The organism is Micromonospora sp. NPDC002717, from assembly GCF_040295705.1.
GTDB lineage: Bacteria > Actinomycetota > Actinomycetes > Mycobacteriales > Micromonosporaceae > Micromonospora.
Genome location: NZ_JBEOVW010000005.1, coordinates 280,148 through 295,621, shown reverse-complemented (window position 1 = coordinate 295,621; position 15,474 = coordinate 280,148). Strand labels below are relative to the sequence as shown.

Annotated in this window: 12 protein-coding genes; 3 read left to right on the top strand and 9 right to left on the bottom strand. The window is 75.9% G+C overall.

Features of this window, described 5'->3' with window-relative positions:
• Window positions 1-21: 21 nt before the first annotated feature.
• The 8 genes from ABT006_RS10805 to ABT006_RS10770 all read right to left on the bottom strand — a co-directional run bounded on the left by ABT006_RS10805 (window position 22) and on the right by ABT006_RS10770 (window position 8,376).
• Window positions 22-1,605, bottom strand: a complete 1,584-nt coding sequence (locus tag ABT006_RS10805) for a M20/M25/M40 family metallo-hydrolase (protein WP_350705073.1) — start codon at window positions 1,603-1,605, stop codon at window positions 22-24.
• A 186-nt stretch (window positions 1,606-1,791) separates the two neighbouring features.
• Window positions 1,792-2,124 (bottom strand): monovalent cation/H(+) antiporter subunit G, encoded by a 333-nt coding sequence (gene mnhG, locus ABT006_RS10800; RefSeq protein ID WP_350705144.1) that lies wholly within the window; start codon window positions 2,122-2,124, stop codon window positions 1,792-1,794.
• Complete coding sequence (locus ABT006_RS10795) at window positions 2,124-2,393, bottom strand: MrpF/PhaF family protein (RefSeq protein WP_350705071.1); 270 nt, start codon at window positions 2,391-2,393, stop codon at window positions 2,124-2,126. Before ABT006_RS10795 ends, mnhG begins: the two co-directional genes overlap by 1 nt.
• Window positions 2,390-2,974, bottom strand: coding sequence for a Na+/H+ antiporter subunit E (locus tag ABT006_RS10790; RefSeq protein ID WP_350705069.1), 585 nt, complete (start codon window positions 2,972-2,974; stop codon window positions 2,390-2,392). The genes ABT006_RS10795 and ABT006_RS10790 overlap by 4 nt, the downstream gene beginning before the upstream one ends.
• Window positions 2,971-4,476, bottom strand: coding sequence for a Na+/H+ antiporter subunit D (locus tag ABT006_RS10785; RefSeq protein ID WP_350705067.1), 1,506 nt, complete (start codon window positions 4,474-4,476; stop codon window positions 2,971-2,973). The genes ABT006_RS10790 and ABT006_RS10785 overlap by 4 nt, the downstream gene beginning before the upstream one ends.
• A gap of 25 nt (window positions 4,477-4,501) precedes the next feature.
• Entirely contained in the window at window positions 4,502-4,981 is a 480-nt protein-coding gene (locus tag ABT006_RS10780) for a Na(+)/H(+) antiporter subunit C (protein WP_350705066.1), read from the bottom strand.
• A complete protein-coding gene (locus tag ABT006_RS10775) occupies window positions 4,978-7,812 on the bottom strand; it encodes a Na+/H+ antiporter subunit A (RefSeq protein WP_350705064.1) in 2,835 nt (944 codons plus the stop codon). Before ABT006_RS10775 ends, ABT006_RS10780 begins: the two co-directional genes overlap by 4 nt.
• A 177-nt stretch (window positions 7,813-7,989) precedes the next feature.
• Window positions 7,990-8,376, bottom strand: a complete 387-nt coding sequence (locus tag ABT006_RS10770) for a hypothetical protein (RefSeq protein WP_350705062.1) — start codon at window positions 8,374-8,376, stop codon at window positions 7,990-7,992.
• A gap of 171 nt (window positions 8,377-8,547) precedes the next feature.
• Between ABT006_RS10770 and ABT006_RS10765 the strand changes: the two genes are divergently transcribed.
• On the top strand, window positions 8,548-13,308 hold the full coding sequence (locus ABT006_RS10765; protein ID WP_502890902.1) for an Lhr family helicase: 4,761 nt from the start codon (window positions 8,548-8,550) through the stop codon (window positions 13,306-13,308).
• A 67-nt stretch (window positions 13,309-13,375) separates the two neighbouring features.
• Here the strand turns inward: ABT006_RS10765 and ABT006_RS10760 are convergent, their stop codons facing one another.
• Entirely contained in the window at window positions 13,376-13,966 is a 591-nt protein-coding gene (locus ABT006_RS10760; protein ID WP_350705058.1) for a hypothetical protein, read from the bottom strand.
• Between the two features lie 156 nt (window positions 13,967-14,122).
• On the opposite strand from ABT006_RS10760, the gene ABT006_RS10755 reads away from it, so the two are divergent.
• Window positions 14,123-14,587 carry a GNAT family N-acetyltransferase gene (locus tag ABT006_RS10755; protein ID WP_350705056.1) on the top strand — a complete coding sequence of 155 codons (465 nt, stop codon included), beginning with the start codon at window positions 14,123-14,125 and terminating at the stop codon, window positions 14,585-14,587.
• Between the two features lie 42 nt (window positions 14,588-14,629).
• The gene (locus ABT006_RS10750) at window positions 14,630-15,436 is read left to right on the top strand and encodes an SAM hydrolase/SAM-dependent halogenase family protein (RefSeq protein WP_350705054.1); all 807 of its coding nucleotides are present in this window, start codon (window positions 14,630-14,632) and stop codon (window positions 15,434-15,436) included.
• Window positions 15,437-15,474 lie beyond the last annotated feature (38 nt).

The following is a 15,474-nucleotide window of genomic DNA, read 5'->3' as shown; positions in this document are numbered from 1 at the left end:
GCGGTCAGGGGCCGTGGCGGCTCAGCTCTGGGTGATCCGCACGTCGTCCACGGCCGCCTCGACGAGGCTGGCGCCGCTCGCGTCGGCCGCGTCGACGACGATCCGCACGGTCTGTCCCCGCAGGGCCGAGACGTCGACGCCGGCGCTCTGCCAGGCCGCCGCCCGGTCGGTCGCGGCCCCGGTCGCGTTCAGCGCCGTGACGGTGCCGCTGCCCACCACCCGTACGCGCAGGTAGTCGGCGCTGCTGGCGTTGTTCAGGTGGGCCAGGTACCAGGAGAACGAGAGGGTCAGCGTGCCGGTCGACGGCAGCGTGATCGCCGGCGACTGGATGGTGCTCACCCCGCCGTCGAGGTCGTACGCCCCGGCGCTGCTGCCGGCGAGCGGCCCGGTGACCAGGTCGTAGCTGCCGCTGACGGTCGTGCCGAGCTGAGTGGCCACGCCGGAGCTGGTGGCCGCTGGGTCGCCGCGCTCCCACCGGCCGAGGGTGGCGGTGTCGGTGCCGGCCGGGTTCGCGGTCCAACCGGTCGCGGTCTCGAAGGTGTCGCTCCAGACCGTGCTGCCCGGCGGGGCCCCGGCCCCGGCCAGCGCCCACACCGTGTACGCGATCGCGTCGGCGTTGCGGTCCAGCGCGGTGTCGTTGATGTTGGCGGTGGTGTCGCAGGAGCGGTGGTAGCACGGGTCGAACGCCTGGCCGGCCGTGCCGCCCCAGAGCGAGGCGTGGGTGCTGGACTTGATCCCTTCCGCCCCGGTGAAGGTGCCGCCGGCCGGGATGCCGACGCTGATGAACGGCCCGTAGTCGCTGCGGCCGTCGAAGTCGGTGCCCCGGGTGGGCACACCGATCGAGGTGAAGTACGCCTGGATGGTCTGCTCGATCTGCGCCGAGCCGGCCGGGCCCGGCCCGGAGCCCACCCCGTCGGAGTTGTCACCGTCGTAGACGAAGTAGCCGGCGTTGGGCGAGCCGACCATGTCGAAGTTGAGGTACTGCTTGATCCTGGTGCGCTCGGTCGACGGCAGGTTGTTCACGTAGTACTGCGAGCCGCGCAGCCCCAGTTCCTCGGCGCCCCACCAACCGAAGCGAAGGTGCTTCGTGGGGGCGAAGCCGCTGCGGGCCACCGCGAGGGCGGTCTCCAGGATCGCCGCCGAGCCGGAGCCGTTGTCGTTGATGCCCGGGCCCGCGGTGACGCCGTCCAGGTGCGCCCCGGTCATCACCACCTGGTTCGGGTCGCCGCCGGGCCAGTCGGCGATCAGGTTGTAGCCGGTGGCGCCGTTGTAGGTGAACGACTGCACCACGGTGCTGAACCCGGCCGCGTCGAGCTGGCCCTTGACGTAGTTGACGGAGGCGAGGTAGCCGGGGCGGCCGTGCGCCCGGTTGCCGCCGTTGGCGGTGGCGATGGACTGGAACTGGGACAGGTGTGCCTTCACGTTGGCCAGCGGGACGTCGGGCGCGGCCAGCGCCGCCGGCCCGCCAGCGGGGGCGGCCGGAGCGGCCGGAGCGGCGGCGCCGGCCGCACCGGTGGGCGCGGCGGTCGCCGAGGAGGCGGTCACGACCGCCGCCGCCACGGCCACCGCGGCCAGCCAGGCGGAGCGGGGGGTACGAGGTCTCATGGGTCCTCCGGAGGGGGGCGGGGTCCGGCTCCCGCCGGGTGGGCGGTCACCGGGGACGGCCATTGATCGATAGCCATCACTGCGAAGCGTGCAGCGGGACCGGTCCTCCGGCAAGACGCAAGACTCAGAATCGCCGCATTCCCCGAATTGGGACGCCCGCGGACCCGGCGGTGCGGACGGCGCACGTCAGCGGTCGGCGAGCTCGTCGGCGTCGAGGAGGTCGGGGTCCACCCGGCCGGTGCGGTAGGCGGCCCGGCCGATCATCTGCGCGGCCACCGGAGCGGTCGCCAGCTGGAAGATCCCGACCAGGGCCAACATGCCCAGGTCGGCCGGGGCGCGCAGCCGCAGGGCCACGCCGAGCAGCAGGAGCAGCACCCCGAGCACCTGTGGCTTGGTGGCCGCGTGCATCCGGTCCAGCGTGGCCGGGAAGCGCAGCACCCCGATGCCGGCGGCGAGACTCAGCAGCGCGCCGGCCACCAGGCAGCCGGCGCCGACCCAGTCGGCGACGGTGCCGACCATCACCCCTCCTCCTTCTCGCGGGCGGCGAAGCGGACCAGCGACACCGAGCCGACGAAGCCGAGCAGGGAGAGCACCACCAGCACCGGCAGGGTGGTGGCATGGCGGTTCACCGCCGCCTCGGCGCCGACGGCGCCGACCATGGTGGCGAGCAGCATGTCGGCGGCGACCACGCGGTCGATCAGGGACGGCCCCCGGTAGAGCCGGGCCAGCGCGAGCAGCGCGGTCACCGAGAACAGGACGGTGAGGACGACGACGAGGAACGCGGTCACGGTTCGGGACCCCTCTCGACGGGATCGGTGGCCACCTGGCGCAGCTCCGCGGCGGAGCCGACCGCCCGGACGATCCGCCGCTCGACGGCGAGGATCCGCTCCCGGCTGTCGGTCAGGTCCTGCGGGCCGTGGACGTCGAGCACGTGCACGTAGAGGACCCCGGCGTCCCGGTCCACCTCGATAATCAGGGTGCCCGGCACCAACGAGACCACCTCGGCGGTGAGCGCCAGATTCAGGTCGGTACGCACGCGCAGCCGGACCGCGATGATCGCGCCCCGCGGCCGGTAGCCCGGCTGCACCGCGATCCGGGCGACGTGCAGGCTGGCGCTGACCAGCTCGCCGACGAAACGCACCAGGAAGACCAGCAGCGGCCCGGGGCGCAGCCGCCCGCCGAAGGTGACCGGCGGCAGCGGGAAGAACAGCAGCACGGCCCCGGCCACCAGCACCCCGCCGACCAGGTTGCCCCAGGAGAACGCGCCCCAGAGCAGGCTCCAGACCAGCACCAGCCAGCCGAGGGCGATCAGCTGGTCCCGCCACCGCGCCGCCCGCTCCCGCGGCGGCGCGCCGGACTCCGGGTTCACGGGGCGCCGCCGGGCAGCACGGAACGGATGTACGGGGTGCGCTGGCGCAGGTCGACGGCCGCGTCGGCGGTGACGTCGAAGAGCGGCCCGGCGACGACGGTCAGCACCAGCCCCAGCGCGACCAGCGCGACCGTCGCGCCGACCATCAGCCGGGGCAGCCGGACCGCCGGCTCGGCGGTGGCCAGCCGGGGGGCGCGCCAGAAGGCGATGTTCCACACCCGCGAGGCCACGTAGAGGGTGAGCAGGCTGGTCACGGCGCCGGCCGCGACCAGCGCGCCGGGCAGCGGCCCGCCGGCCGCCACCCCGGCCTGGAGCAGGCCGAGCTTGCCGAGGAACCCGGAGAACGGCGGCACGCCGGCGAGGTTCATGGCCGGCACGAAGAAGAGCATCCCGAGCAGCGGCGCCACCCGGGCCAGCCCGCCGAGGCGGCGCAGGTCGGTGCTGCCCGCCCGCTCCTCGACCAGCCCGGCGACCAGGAACAGCGTGGTCTGGATGGTGATGTGGTGCACCACGTAGAAGATCGCGCCGGACAGTCCGGCCACGGTGCTCAGCGCCACCCCGAAGATCATGTAGCCGATGTGGCTGACCAGGGTGAACGAGAAGAGCCGCTTCATGTCGGACTGGGCCACCGCGCCGAGGATGCCGACCACCATGGTCAGCCCGGCCACCACCATCAGCAGCCCGGCCACCTGGCCGTCGGGGAAGAGCAGCGTCTCGGTCCGGATGATCGCGTAGACGCCGACCTTGGTGAGCAGGCCGGCGAAGACCGCCGTGACCGGGGCCGGCGCGGTCGGGTAGCTGTCCGGCAGCCAGGCCGAGAGCGGGAAGACCGCCGCCTTGATCCCGAAGGCGAGCAGCAGCATCAGCTGCAGACTGAGCCGTACGCCGTCCGGCAGTGCGTCCAGCCGGTGGGCGAGCTGGGCCATGTTCAGCGTGCCGGTGGCCGCGTACACGAGGCCCACCGCGGTGAGGAACAGCATCGAGGAGAGGATGCTGACCACCACGTACGTCGAGCCGGTGCGGATCCGCGTCTCGGTGCCGCCGAGGGTGATCAGCACGAAGCTCGCGGCCAGCAGGATCTCGAACCCGACGAAGAGGTTGAACAGGTCGCCCGCGAGGAACGCGTTCGTCACGCCGGCGGTCAGCACCAGGTAGGTGGGGTGGTAGATGGTCACGGGAACGGTCTCGCCGAAGTCCCCCTGGCCCTGCCCGACGGAGTAGAGCAGCACGCACAGCGTCACCGCCGACGAGACCACCAGCATCAGCGCGGCCAACTGGTCGGCGACCAGCACGATGCCCACCGGCGCCGGCCACCCGCCGACCTGCACCACCACCGGCCCGTGCCGGTACGCCTGCACCAGCAGCAGCGCCGCCACCACCAGCGTGCCGGCGAGGCAGGCCACGCTGACCACCCGTTGCAGCCCCGGCCACCGGGCCAGCAGCAGGGTCAGCGCCGCGCCCAGCAGCGGCACCACCACCGGCAGCGGCACGAGGGCGCTCACGGGGCGGCCCGTTCCGCGTACCCGGTCATCCGGGACCGTCCCCGGGCCGGAGCCGGCGCGGCAGCTCGGGGTCGACCTGCTCGGGGTCGGCGTCCGGGCCCTCGCCGCCGAGGTCGGCGGTGGCCACCTCGTTGCGCTCCGCCGCCCGCCTGATCTGCCGGTCCTCGATGTCGTCGGGGACCTCGTCGTCGCCGGTCAGGTACCAGCTGCGGTAGCTCACGGCCAGCAGGAACGCGGTCAGCCCGAAGGTGATCACGATCGCGGTGAGGATCATGGCCTGCGGCAGCGCGTCGCTCAGCCGGCCGGCGGGCGCGGCGCCGACCACCGGGGCCGCGCCGGCCCGCCCACCCATCAGGATGAGCGCGTTGACCCCGTTGCTGAGCAGGATGACGCCGAGCAGGATCCGGGTCAGGCTGCGCTCCAGCAGCAGGGTGACCCCGCAACCGACCAGCACGCCGACGGCGACGACCAGCACCAGGGTCGGCCCCTCCACCCCCGGTCTCACGTCCGCTCCCCGCCCCGGTCGACGCGCAGCCCGCCGCCGGAACCGCTGGCCGCCTCGATGTGCCGGTCCACCTCGGCGCCGAGACTGCGCAGGATGTCCAGCACCAGCCCGACCACGACGAGGTAGACCCCGACATCGAAGAAGAGGGACGTGACCAGGTAGAAGTCGCCGATCAGCGGCAGCCACAGGTCGATCCGGGCGCTCTCGAGCACCGATCCGCCCCCGAGCAGCGCGATCACCCCGGTGCCGATCGAGACGAGGAGGCCGGCGCCGAGCACCGTGCCGGCGCCGACCGGCGCGGCCTCGGCCAGCTCGTCGCGGCCGCCGGCCAGGTAGCGCACGGCCAGCGCCAGGCTCGCCACCAGGCCGCCGGCGAACCCGCCGCCCGGGGCGTTGTGGCCGGAGAAGAGCAGGAACAGGGAGAAGACCACCACGGTGTGGAAGATCAGCCGGGTGACCACCTCCAGCACGATGGAACGCTGCCGCTCCTGCAGGGTCGCGCCGCCGCGCAGCCAGACCGGGCGGCCCGGCCGGCGCGCCGGCCCGGACGGCTCGGGGCGGCGGGGACGCGGCCCCGTCCGGGACCGCTGGAAGATCAGGCTGGCCACGCCGGTCGCGGCCACCACCAGCACCGCCAGCTCCCCCATCGTGTCCCAGGCCCGGATGTCGACGAGGGTCACGTTGACCACGTTGCGGCCGTACCCCTGGCTGACGGCGAGGTCGGGAAAGGCGTCGGAGATGGTGGGCGCGTTCCGGGCCGCCGCGGCGGTCAGGGCCAGCCCGGCCGCCACCACGCCGGCCGCCAGCCCGATCGTCCGGCGCACCCAGCGGCGCCGGCGCGGGCGGGCCGAGAACCGCTCGGGCAGCCGGCGCAGCACCAGCACGAACACCGCGATGGTCACCGTCTCGACGAGGAACTGCGTCAGCGCCAGGTCCGGCGCGCCGTAGAGCACGAAGAGCATCGCGCTGCCGTAGCCCGTCATCCCCACCAGCAGCATCGCCGTCAGCCGCCGCCGGGCGCCCACCCCGAGCACCGCCGCCACGGTCACCACGGCCACCACCACGACCTGCAACGGGCTGTCCCAGAGGTCGATCCGGTCCCGCCACGGCCGGGTGGCCAGCATCGCCCCACCGGGCAGCACCGTGAGGGCGAGCAGGATGATCCCGAGGTACTGCGGCAGCGAACCCCGCTGGGTGACGCTGGTGACCTCGATGGCCAGCCGGTCGAACCGGCCGATGACCCACTCGTACCCCTGGTTGCCGCTGACCGGGACGTGCAGCCGGGCCAGCGCCGGGGCGAGGGGGCCGCGCAGCGCGTGCAGTGCCGCGCCGCCGGCCACGGCGAGGGCGGAGAAGCCGAGCGCGGGGCTGAGGCCGTGCCACAGCGCCAGGTGCCCGCCGACCGTGCCGAAGAGTTCGGCGTACGGGGCGAGCAGGCCGTCGAGGATCCCGGCGGCCGGGCCGGCGACCAGCCCGAGGACGGCCAGCAGGGCCGGCGGGGCGAGCATCGGCACGGCGATCCGCCCCGGGTCGGAGGGCTCCACGCCGGGCCGGGTGGCGAACGCGCCCCAGACGAACCGGGCGCTGTAGGCGACGGTGAGCACGGTCCCGGCCACCAGCACGGCGAGCACCACCGGCCGGTCGGTGAAGGCGGCCAGCACGGCCTCCTTCGCGACGAAGCCGACCAGCGGCGGCAGGCCGGCCATCGACGCGGCGGCGAGCACCGCGACGGTGGCCAGCAGCGGTGCCCGCCGGCCCAGCCCGGACAGTTCCCGCAGGTCGCGGGTGCCGGCGCCGTGGTCGACGATCCCGACGACGAGGAACAGCGCCGCCTTGAACAGGGCGTGGGCCAGCAGCATGGCCACGCCGGCCAGCGCGGCGTCCGGCGTGCCCGCCCCGACGACCACGGCGAGCAGGCCGAGCTGGCTGACCGTGCCGTACGCCAGCAGCAGCTTCAGGTCGGTCTGCCGCAGCGCCGCCCAGCCGCCCGCCAGCATGGTCGCCAGGCCGGCGACCACCACGACCGGCCGCCACGGGCCGACGTCCGCCAGCACCGGGGCGAGCAGCCCGATCAGGTAGACGCCGGCCTTCACCATCGCGGCGGCGTGCAGGTACGCGCTGACCGGCGTGGGGGCCGCCATCGCCACCGGCAGCCAGGAGCTGAACGGCAGCACCGCCGACTTCGACAGCGCCCCGGCCAGGATCAGCAGCACCGCCGTGACCAGGTACGCCCCGCCGGGCAGCGGACCGGCAGCGATCTCGGACCACCGGTAGCCGCCGGCGTGGTGACCGAGCATGATGAACCCGACCAGCATGGCCAGCCCGCCGAGGGTGGTCACGGTCAGCGCCTGGGCGGCCGCCCAGCGGCTGGCGCGCCGTTCCGTGCTGTGCCCGATCAGCAGGTACGAGAAGATCGTGGTCAGCTCCCAGCAGACGTAGAGCAGCAGCAGGTCGTCGGCGAGGACGAGCCCGAGCATCGCCCCGGCGAAGGCCACCAGCACGGCCGCGAACCGGGCCATCCCGACCGCCCCGGGGCCGAAGTAGCGGGCGCTGTAGACGAGGACCAGCGCGCCGACGCCGCCGACGAGCAGGGTCATCAGCCAGGACAGGGTGGTCAGCCGCAGCGCCAGGTCGAGCCCGAGCTGCCGGATCCACGGGTACGTCTCCACCACCGCCCCGCCGTCGCGGACGGCCGGCGTGCGGGCCAGCGCCCAGCCGAAGGCGGCGGCCGGTGCCAGCGCCAGCGCGTAGCAGGCACGCGGACCCCACCGCCTGACCAGCAGCGGCGCCAGGAGGGCCGCCACGAGGTGGAGGATCAGCAGTACGAGCACCCGCACTCCCGGTCGAGGTGGCAGCGGCGCGCGCCGGAGGTGGGCCGGCACCTAGGTGCGATCAGACGCCAGATGACCGCCCGCCGGGCCGTTTTGCGGGAATTCGTCCCTTCGCCGGCCTTGCCGTTCTCCTGTGGACTGCCCGGTGCAGGGCCCGAAGGGCGTGGTGCGGCGCGGTCAGCCGACGGTGATGTCGGTGGCGGGGACGGCGGGCTCCCGGGCGGGGCGCTCCCGGCGGGTCTCCACCAGCAGGTCGGGGCGGTCGAGCTGGAGCACCACCTTGTTGACCACCCGCTGGGCGGCGGCGAGCGACCGCACCGGCAGCAGCCGACCCCGACTCTCCCGGCGCAGCACGAAGTAGTGCACCGCGGCGCGCACCTGGCCCCGGTCGGCGGCGCTGGCCTGGGCGGTGGAGACGACCAGCTCCCGCAGCGCCGCGGCCAGCCGCTCGGCCAACTCCAGCTCCGGGCCGTCAAGACCGGCGCGGACGGCGGCGAGGTGACTGTCGACCTTACGGATGAGCACGTCGGTGCCGGGCTCGAAGCTCCGCTGCTCGACGGTCATCCGATCCCCTCCACCCCGGCCGGCTCCGAGTGAAGTTACTTTATGTTGCGCGCCGCAAGCAAGCAGTTAAGTAAGACTTAACGCATTCAACGGCACAACCATCGCGTATGAGCCGGACCAGGACACAACCAGCGCCCGCCCCGGGACCGGATGTCAGACGGCCGGGGCAGGATGGATGGCGTGACGGATGCGATGGCGGGTTTCGGCGCGGCCACCCGGGAATGGTTCACCGCCGCCTTCGCCGCGCCCACCGCCGCCCAGGCCGGCGCCTGGAGTTCCGTCGCCGCCGGCCGCAACGCGCTGGTGGTGGCGCCCACCGGCTCCGGCAAGACGCTCGCCGCGTTCCTCTGGTCGCTCGACCGGCTGGCCCGCGAGCCGGCCCCGGCCGACCGCCGACACCGGTGCCGGGTGCTCTACGTCAGCCCGCTCAAGGCGCTCGCGGTCGACGTCGAGCGCAACCTGCGCACGCCGCTGGCCGGGATCCGACAGGCCGCCACCCGGCTGGGCGTCGCCCCGCCGGAGATCACCGTGGGGATGCGCACCGGCGACACCCCGGCCGACGAGCGGCGCGCGTTCGCCCGTACCCCGCCGGACATCCTCATCACCACGCCGGAGTCGCTGTTCCTGCTGCTGACCTCCGCCGCCCGCGACTCCCTGCGCGGCGTCGAGACGGTCATCGTCGACGAGGTGCACGCGGTGGCCGGCACCAAGCGCGGGGCGCACCTCGCGCTCTCCCTGGAGCGCCTCGACGAGTTGCTGCCCGCGCCGGCGCAGCGGATCGGCCTGTCCGCCACGGTCCGGCCGGTCGACGCGTGCGCCCGCTTCCTCGGCGGCGCCCGGCCCGTCGACGTGGTCGCCCCGCCCACCGCCAAGACGATCGAGGTCAGCGTCCAGGTCCCGGTGGAGGACATGACCCGCCTCGACGAGCAGGAGCCGCCGGAGGACGACCTCGGCGGGCCCGGGCCGCGCCGGGCGTCGATCTGGCCGGCGGTCGAGGAGCGCGTCTTCTCCCTGATCCGGGCACACCGCTCGACCATCGTCTTCACCAACTCGCGGCGCTCCGCCGAGCGCCTCTGCGCGCGGCTCAACGAGCTGGCCGCCGACGAGTCGGTCGGCCCGCCCGCCGGGCCCGACGGGCGGGCCGACCGGGCCGTGCCGGCCCGCGAGGCCGACGCGTGGGACGACCCGACCGACGCGGACCGGGGCACCGACGCGTGGGAAGGCCCCGCCGATCCGGACCGGGGCACCGGCACGTGGGACGGCCCGACCGGCACGGGCGCACGGGGCGGGTCCGCCGGCGCGGACCGGGGCACCGGCGCGCGGGGCGGCCCCATCGGCCCGGTTCGCCGCACTCCGGCCGAGATGATGGCCCAGGCCGGTGGGGCGGCCGGCGCGCCGACCGTGATCGCCCGCGCCCACCACGGCAGCGTCTCCCGGGAGGAGCGCAAACACATCGAGGAGGCGCTCAAGTCCGGCCAACTGCCCGCCGTGGTGGCCACCTCCAGCCTGGAGCTGGGCATCGACATGGGCGCGGTCGACCTGGTGGTGCAGATCGAGGCGCCGCCCAGCGTGGCCGCCGGCCTGCAGCGGGTGGGTCGGGCCGGGCACCAGGTCGGCGCGGTCTCCCGGGGCGTGGTCTTCCCCAAGCACCGGGGCGACCTGCTGTCCTGCACCGTGGTGGCCGAGCGGATGGGCGGTGGCGCCATCGAGGAGCTGCACTACCCGCGCAACCCCCTCGACGTGCTCGCCCAGCAGATCGTCGCCATGGTCGCGCTGGAGCCGTGGCACGTCGGTGACCTGGCGGTCCTGGTCCGCCGGGCGGCGCCCTTCGCCGAGCTGCCCGACTCGGCCCTGCACGCCGTGCTCGACATGCTCTCCGGCCGCTACCCGTCCACCGCGTTCGCCGAGCTGCGGCCCCGGCTGGTCTGGGACCGCGCCACCGACACGCTCACCGGCCGGCCCGGCGCGCAGCGGATCGCGGTGACCAGCGGCGGCACCATCCCCGACCGGGGGCTCTTCGGCGTCTTCCTGGCCGGCGCCGAACGGGCCGCCCGGGTCGGCGAGCTGGACGAGGAGATGGTCTACGAGTCGCGGGTCGGCGACGTGTTCCTGCTCGGCTCCTCGTCCTGGCGGATCGAGGAGATCACGCCCGACCGGGTGCTGGTCTCCCCAGCCCCCGGGCAGGCGGCGAAGATGCCCTTCTGGAAGGGCGACCAGCTCGGCCGGCCCGTCGAGCTGGGCCGGGCCATCGGTGCCCGGGTACGCGCCCTGCTACGGCAGGACGACAGGACCGCCGTCGCCGCGCTGCGGGCCGGCGGGCTCGACGACTGGGCCGCCGGCAACCTGATGGCCTACCTGCGCGAGCAGAAGGAGGCCACCCGGTCCCTGCCCGACGACCGCACGGTGGTGGTCGAGCGGTTCCGCGACGAGCTGGGCGACTGGCGGTTGGCCGTCCACAGCGTGCTCGGCGCCCGGGTCAACGGGCCGTGGGCGCTGGCGATCGGCCGCCGGCTCACCGAGCGCTACGGGGTGGACGCCCAGGTGATGCCGTCCGACGACGGCATCGTCGTCCGCCTGCCGGACACGGCCGACGAGCCGCCGGGCGCGGACGTGGTGGTCTTCGAGCCGGAGGAGATCGCCCAGCTCGTCGAGGAGTCCGTCGGCACCTCCGCGCTCTTCGCGTCGCGGTTCCGGGAGTGCGCCGCCCGGTCGCTGCTGCTGCCCCGCCGCGACCCGCGCCGCCGCCAGCCGCTGTGGCAGCAGCGTCAGCGCGCCGCCCAACTGCTCGACGTCGCCCGCGAGTACGCCGACTTCCCCGTCACCCTCGAAGCCGCCCGGGAGTGCCTCCAGGACGTCTTCGACCAGCCCGCGCTGGCGGAGCTGATGCGCGACCTGGCCGCCCGCAAGGTGCGCCTGGTCGAGGTGGAGACCGCCCAGCCGTCGCCGTTCGCCCGGTCGCTGCTGTTCGGCTACGTCGGGGCCTTCCTCTACGAGGGCGACGCCCCCCTCGCGGAACGCCGGGCCGCCGCGCTGGCGCTCGACTCGGCCCTGCTCGGCGAACTGCTCGGCCGCGTCGACCTGCGGGAGCTGCTCGACCCGGCGGTGCTGGCCGAGACCGACCGGCAGCTGCGCTGGCTGACCGAGCAGCGCCGCCCGCGCGACGCGGAGGACGTGGTCGAGCTGCTCCGGGTGGTCGGCGACCTGTCCGAGGCCGAGCTGGCCGAGCGGGGCGCGCCCGTGGAATGGCTGACCGGGCTGGCGGCCGCCCGTCGGGTGCTGCGGGTGCGCATCGCCGGCGAGGAGCGCTGGGTGGGCGTCGAGGACGCGGCCCGGCTGCGCGACGCCCTCGGCGTGGCCCTGCCGGTCGGGGTCGCCGAGGCGTACCTCGCCCCGGTGGCCGACCCGCTCGGCGACCTGGTCGCCCGCTACGCGCGTACGCACGGCCCGTTCGCGGCCGCCACCTGCGCCGCCCGGTTCGGGCTCGGGGTGGCCGTGGTGGAGCAGGCGCTGCGTCGGCTCGCCGCCACGGGGCGGGTCGTCTCCGGCGAGTTCACCCCGGACACGGCCGGCGCCCAGTGGTGCGACGCGGAGGTGCTGCGCCTGCTGCGCCGCCGGTCCCTCGCCGCGCTGCGCCGGGAGATCGAGCCGGTGCCGCCCCGCGCGCTGGCCGCGTTCCTGCCCCGGTGGCAGCAGGTCGGCTCGTCGGCGCGGGGCGTGGAGGCGCTGGCCGCGGCGGTCGAGCAGCTCCAGGGGGCGGCGGTGCCGGCGTCGGCCCTGGAACGCCTGGTGCTGCCCGGCCGGGTCGCCGACTACTCCCCCGCCCAGCTCGACGAGCTGTGCGCCAGCGGCGAGGTGCTCTGGGCCGGCTCGGGGGCGATCTCCGGCGGGGACGGCTGGGTCACCCTCGCGTACGCGGACGCCGCCCCGCTGCTGCTGCCCCCGCCCGACGAGGCGCTCACCCGCACCCCGCTGCACGACGCGGTGCTGGAGGCGCTCGACGACGGGCAGGCGTTGTTCTTCCGGTCGCTGTCCGACCGGGTGGGCTCGACGGACGACGCCGCGTTGACCGCGGTCGTCTGGGATCTGGTCTGGGCCGGTCAGCTCACCAACGACACCCTGGCCCCGCTGCGGGCGGTGCTCGGCGGCGGCGGGGCGCACCGGTCCCGCCCGACCGCGCCGCGCACCCGCTACCGCCGCCCCGGGCGGGTGGCCCTGCCGACCCGAGGCGGCCCGCCGACCGTCGCCGGGCGCTGGTCGCGCCTGCCGGAGCGCGACACCGACCCCACCCGCCGCGCCGCCGCCCTGGCCGACGTGCTGCTCGAACGGCACGGCGTGGTGACCCGGGGCGCGGTCATGGCCGAGCAGGTGGCCGGCGGGTTCGCCGCGGTCTATCCGGTGCTCTCCGCCTTGGAGGAGCGCGGCGCGGCCCGGCGGGGCTACTTCGTCGAGGGGCTGGGGGCGGCGCAGTTCGCGGTGCCGGGCGCGGTGGACCGGATCCGGGCGCTGGCGGAGCCGGCCGACGGCGGGCGGGGGCGCGGCGGGCCCACCCTGGTGCTCGCCGCGACGGACCCGGCCAACCCGTACGGTGCGGCGCTGCCCTGGCCGGAACGGGTGGTCGACTCGGGCGACGGAGCCGCCCCGGCGACCAGGCACCGGGCGGGACGCAAGGCCGGTGCCCTGGTGGTGCTGGTCGCCGGCGACCTGGTGCTGTACGTCGAGCGCGGCGGGCGGACCATCCTCTCCTTCAGCGACGACGCCGACACGCTGGCGGCGGCCGGCAAGGCGCTCGCCGACGCGGTCCACTCCGGCGCGCTGGGGGCGATGTCGGTCGAGCGGGCCGACGGCGAGGCGGTGTGCTCCTCGCCGCTGCGCGACGCGCTCACCGCCGCCGGCTTCCGGGCCACCCCACGCGGCCTGCGCCTGCGCGGCTGACGCTCGCGGCGCTGGCTTCGCCGACCTGCTCCTGCGGCGTCCGCCCCGCCCCGCCCCGCCCGGCGCGTCAGCGGAGGCCGGTGAGGACCTTCTCGTACCTGGCGCGGTCGGCCGCAGGCGTCCTCGCCTCGAGGTAGTTGAGCACCACCGTGCCGCGCCGGAAGGACTGACCGCCCCAGGTCTCGGCGATGTCGCTGGCGCTCGACTCGTCCGGGAAGACGTAGACGGTGACGGCGTCGGTGGCGATCAGCTCGGAGCAGCCCAGGCCGAGACCGTCCGGCCCGCAGTCGACCGAGCGGTCCCGCGGGTTCGGCACCTTCAGCCCGGCCGCCTTGAACGCGTCGACGACCTGCCGCGCGCCGGGCGTCCCGGTCAGCCGGGCGGGCAGCTCCACCGGCGGGGGGCTGGCGGGGCGGCGTTCGATGGTCCCGGCGCTCGGCCCGGCCGGCCCCGCGCCGGTGGGCGGTGCGGCGGGCGTGGTGGCCGTCGTGGCCGTCCCCGCCGCCGTGGGGCCCGACGGCACGTCGGCGGCCGGCGTCGACGCCGAGGCGGCCGGGGGCGCGGCGCGCGGGGCCTCCTCCGCGTCGTCTCCGCAGGCGGCGGTCAGGGCGGCGGCGATCACGAGCACCGCGACGGCGGGCAGGCTGCGGTTGGTCACCCCTGGCAGTCTGCCCAACCCGGTCCCGTCCCGGCAGTGGCCGGTCGGCCATCCGGCTGTTCCATATCCGCCAGCGCCCGGTCGGCCCCGAATCCCGGGTGCCCGCCCCGACCGGCGACGGTAGGCTCCCGAGCCGGTCGACGAGGGGAGCCGACGATGACCGGGGTGACCGTCCGACCGGCCCGGGCCGGGGACCGCGCGGCCGTCGACGCGCTGCACGAACGCGAGTGGGGCGGCCCGTACGTCGTCGTCCACGACACCCGCTACGACCTGCGTACGCTGCCCACGCTGGTGGCGGTCGACGGCGCCGGCGCGGTCGTCGGGGCGCTCGCCCACCACGGCGACGGCGACGGGCTGGAGGTCGTCAGCATGGCCGCGGCGACGCCGGGCGGGGGCGTCGGCACGGCGCTGCTGGCCGCCGCCGCGGACGTGGCCCGGGCGGCGGGCCGGGCCCGGCTCTGGCTCGTCACGACGAACGACAACCTGCGGGCGCTGCGGTTCTACCAGCGGCGCGGGCTGCGGCTGGTGCGCGTCGACCGGGGCGCGGTGGACCGGGCCCGCCGGCTCAAGCCGGGCATCCCGGTCGTCGGCGAGGACGGCATCCCGCTGCACGAGGGCTGATCCTGGAACTGCGGCTCACCGCCGGCGACTAACCTGCCCGGCATGGACCGCACGCCCTGGATCTCGCTGACCACCGACTACGGTCTCGCCGACGGCTTCGTGGCCGCCTGCCACGGGGTCATCGCCCGGCTCGCGCCGGCCGTCCGGGTGATCGACGTGACCCACCTGGTGCCACCGGCCGACGTGCGCCGGGGCGCGGCGGTGCTGGCGCAGACCGTGCCCCACCTGCCCGAGGGCGTGCACGTGGCGGTCGTCGACCCCGGCGTCGGCACCGCCCGCCGGGGCGTCGCCCTGGCCGCGCCGCGCGGGCTGCTGGTGGGGCCGGACAACGGCCTGCTCGTCGACGCCGCCGAGGCGCTGGGCGGGGTCACGGCGGCCGTCGAGCTGACCGCGCCGGACTGGCTCGCGCCCGAGGTGTCCCGCACGTTCCACGGCCGGGACGTCTTCGCGCCCGTGGCCGCGCGGCTGGCGCTCGGCGCCCCGCTGTCCGGGGCCGGCCCGGCCGTCGACCCGACGACCCTGGTCCGGCTGCCGGCGCCGGTCGTCCGGCCGGAGCCGGGGGGCTTCACCGCCGAGGTGCTGACCGTGGACCACTTCGGCAACGTGCAACTGGCCGCGCCGGCCGACCTGCTGGCGCCGCTGCCGGCCCGGGTGCGGGTGCGGCCGGACTTCGAGTTCGGAGCGGGGCGCGAGGCCGTGCACGGCCGCACCTTCGGGGACGCCCCGGCGGGCGGGCTGGTGGTGCACGCCGACTCGGCCGGCCTGGTCGCCGTGGCGGTCAACGGCGGCCGGGCGGTCGACCTGCTCACGGTGACGCCGGGCGACCTGCTGCGCGTCGCGGCCGGGTGACCTGCTGCGCGTGGCCGACGGCCACCCGCCGCGTCGCG

What these genes read in the sequence shown, in the direction of transcription:
- ABT006_RS10805 (WP_350705073.1), bottom strand. Translation starts at nt 1,605, where the DNA reads ATGAGACCTCGTACCCCCCGCTCCGCCTGGCTGGCCGCGGTGGCCGTG.
- mnhG (WP_350705144.1), bottom strand. Translation starts at nt 2,124, where the DNA reads ATGGTCGGCACCGTCGCCGACTGGGTCGGCGCCGGCTGCCTGGTGGCC.
- ABT006_RS10770 (WP_350705062.1), bottom strand. Translation starts at nt 8,376, where the DNA reads ATGACCGTCGAGCAGCGGAGCTTCGAGCCCGGCACCGACGTGCTCATC.
- ABT006_RS10765 (WP_502890902.1), top strand. Translation starts at nt 8,548, where the DNA reads ATGGATGGCGTGACGGATGCGATGGCGGGTTTCGGCGCGGCCACCCGG.
- ABT006_RS10755 (WP_350705056.1), top strand. Translation starts at nt 14,123, where the DNA reads ATGACCGGGGTGACCGTCCGACCGGCCCGGGCCGGGGACCGCGCGGCC.
- ABT006_RS10750 (WP_350705054.1), top strand. Translation starts at nt 14,630, where the DNA reads ATGGACCGCACGCCCTGGATCTCGCTGACCACCGACTACGGTCTCGCC.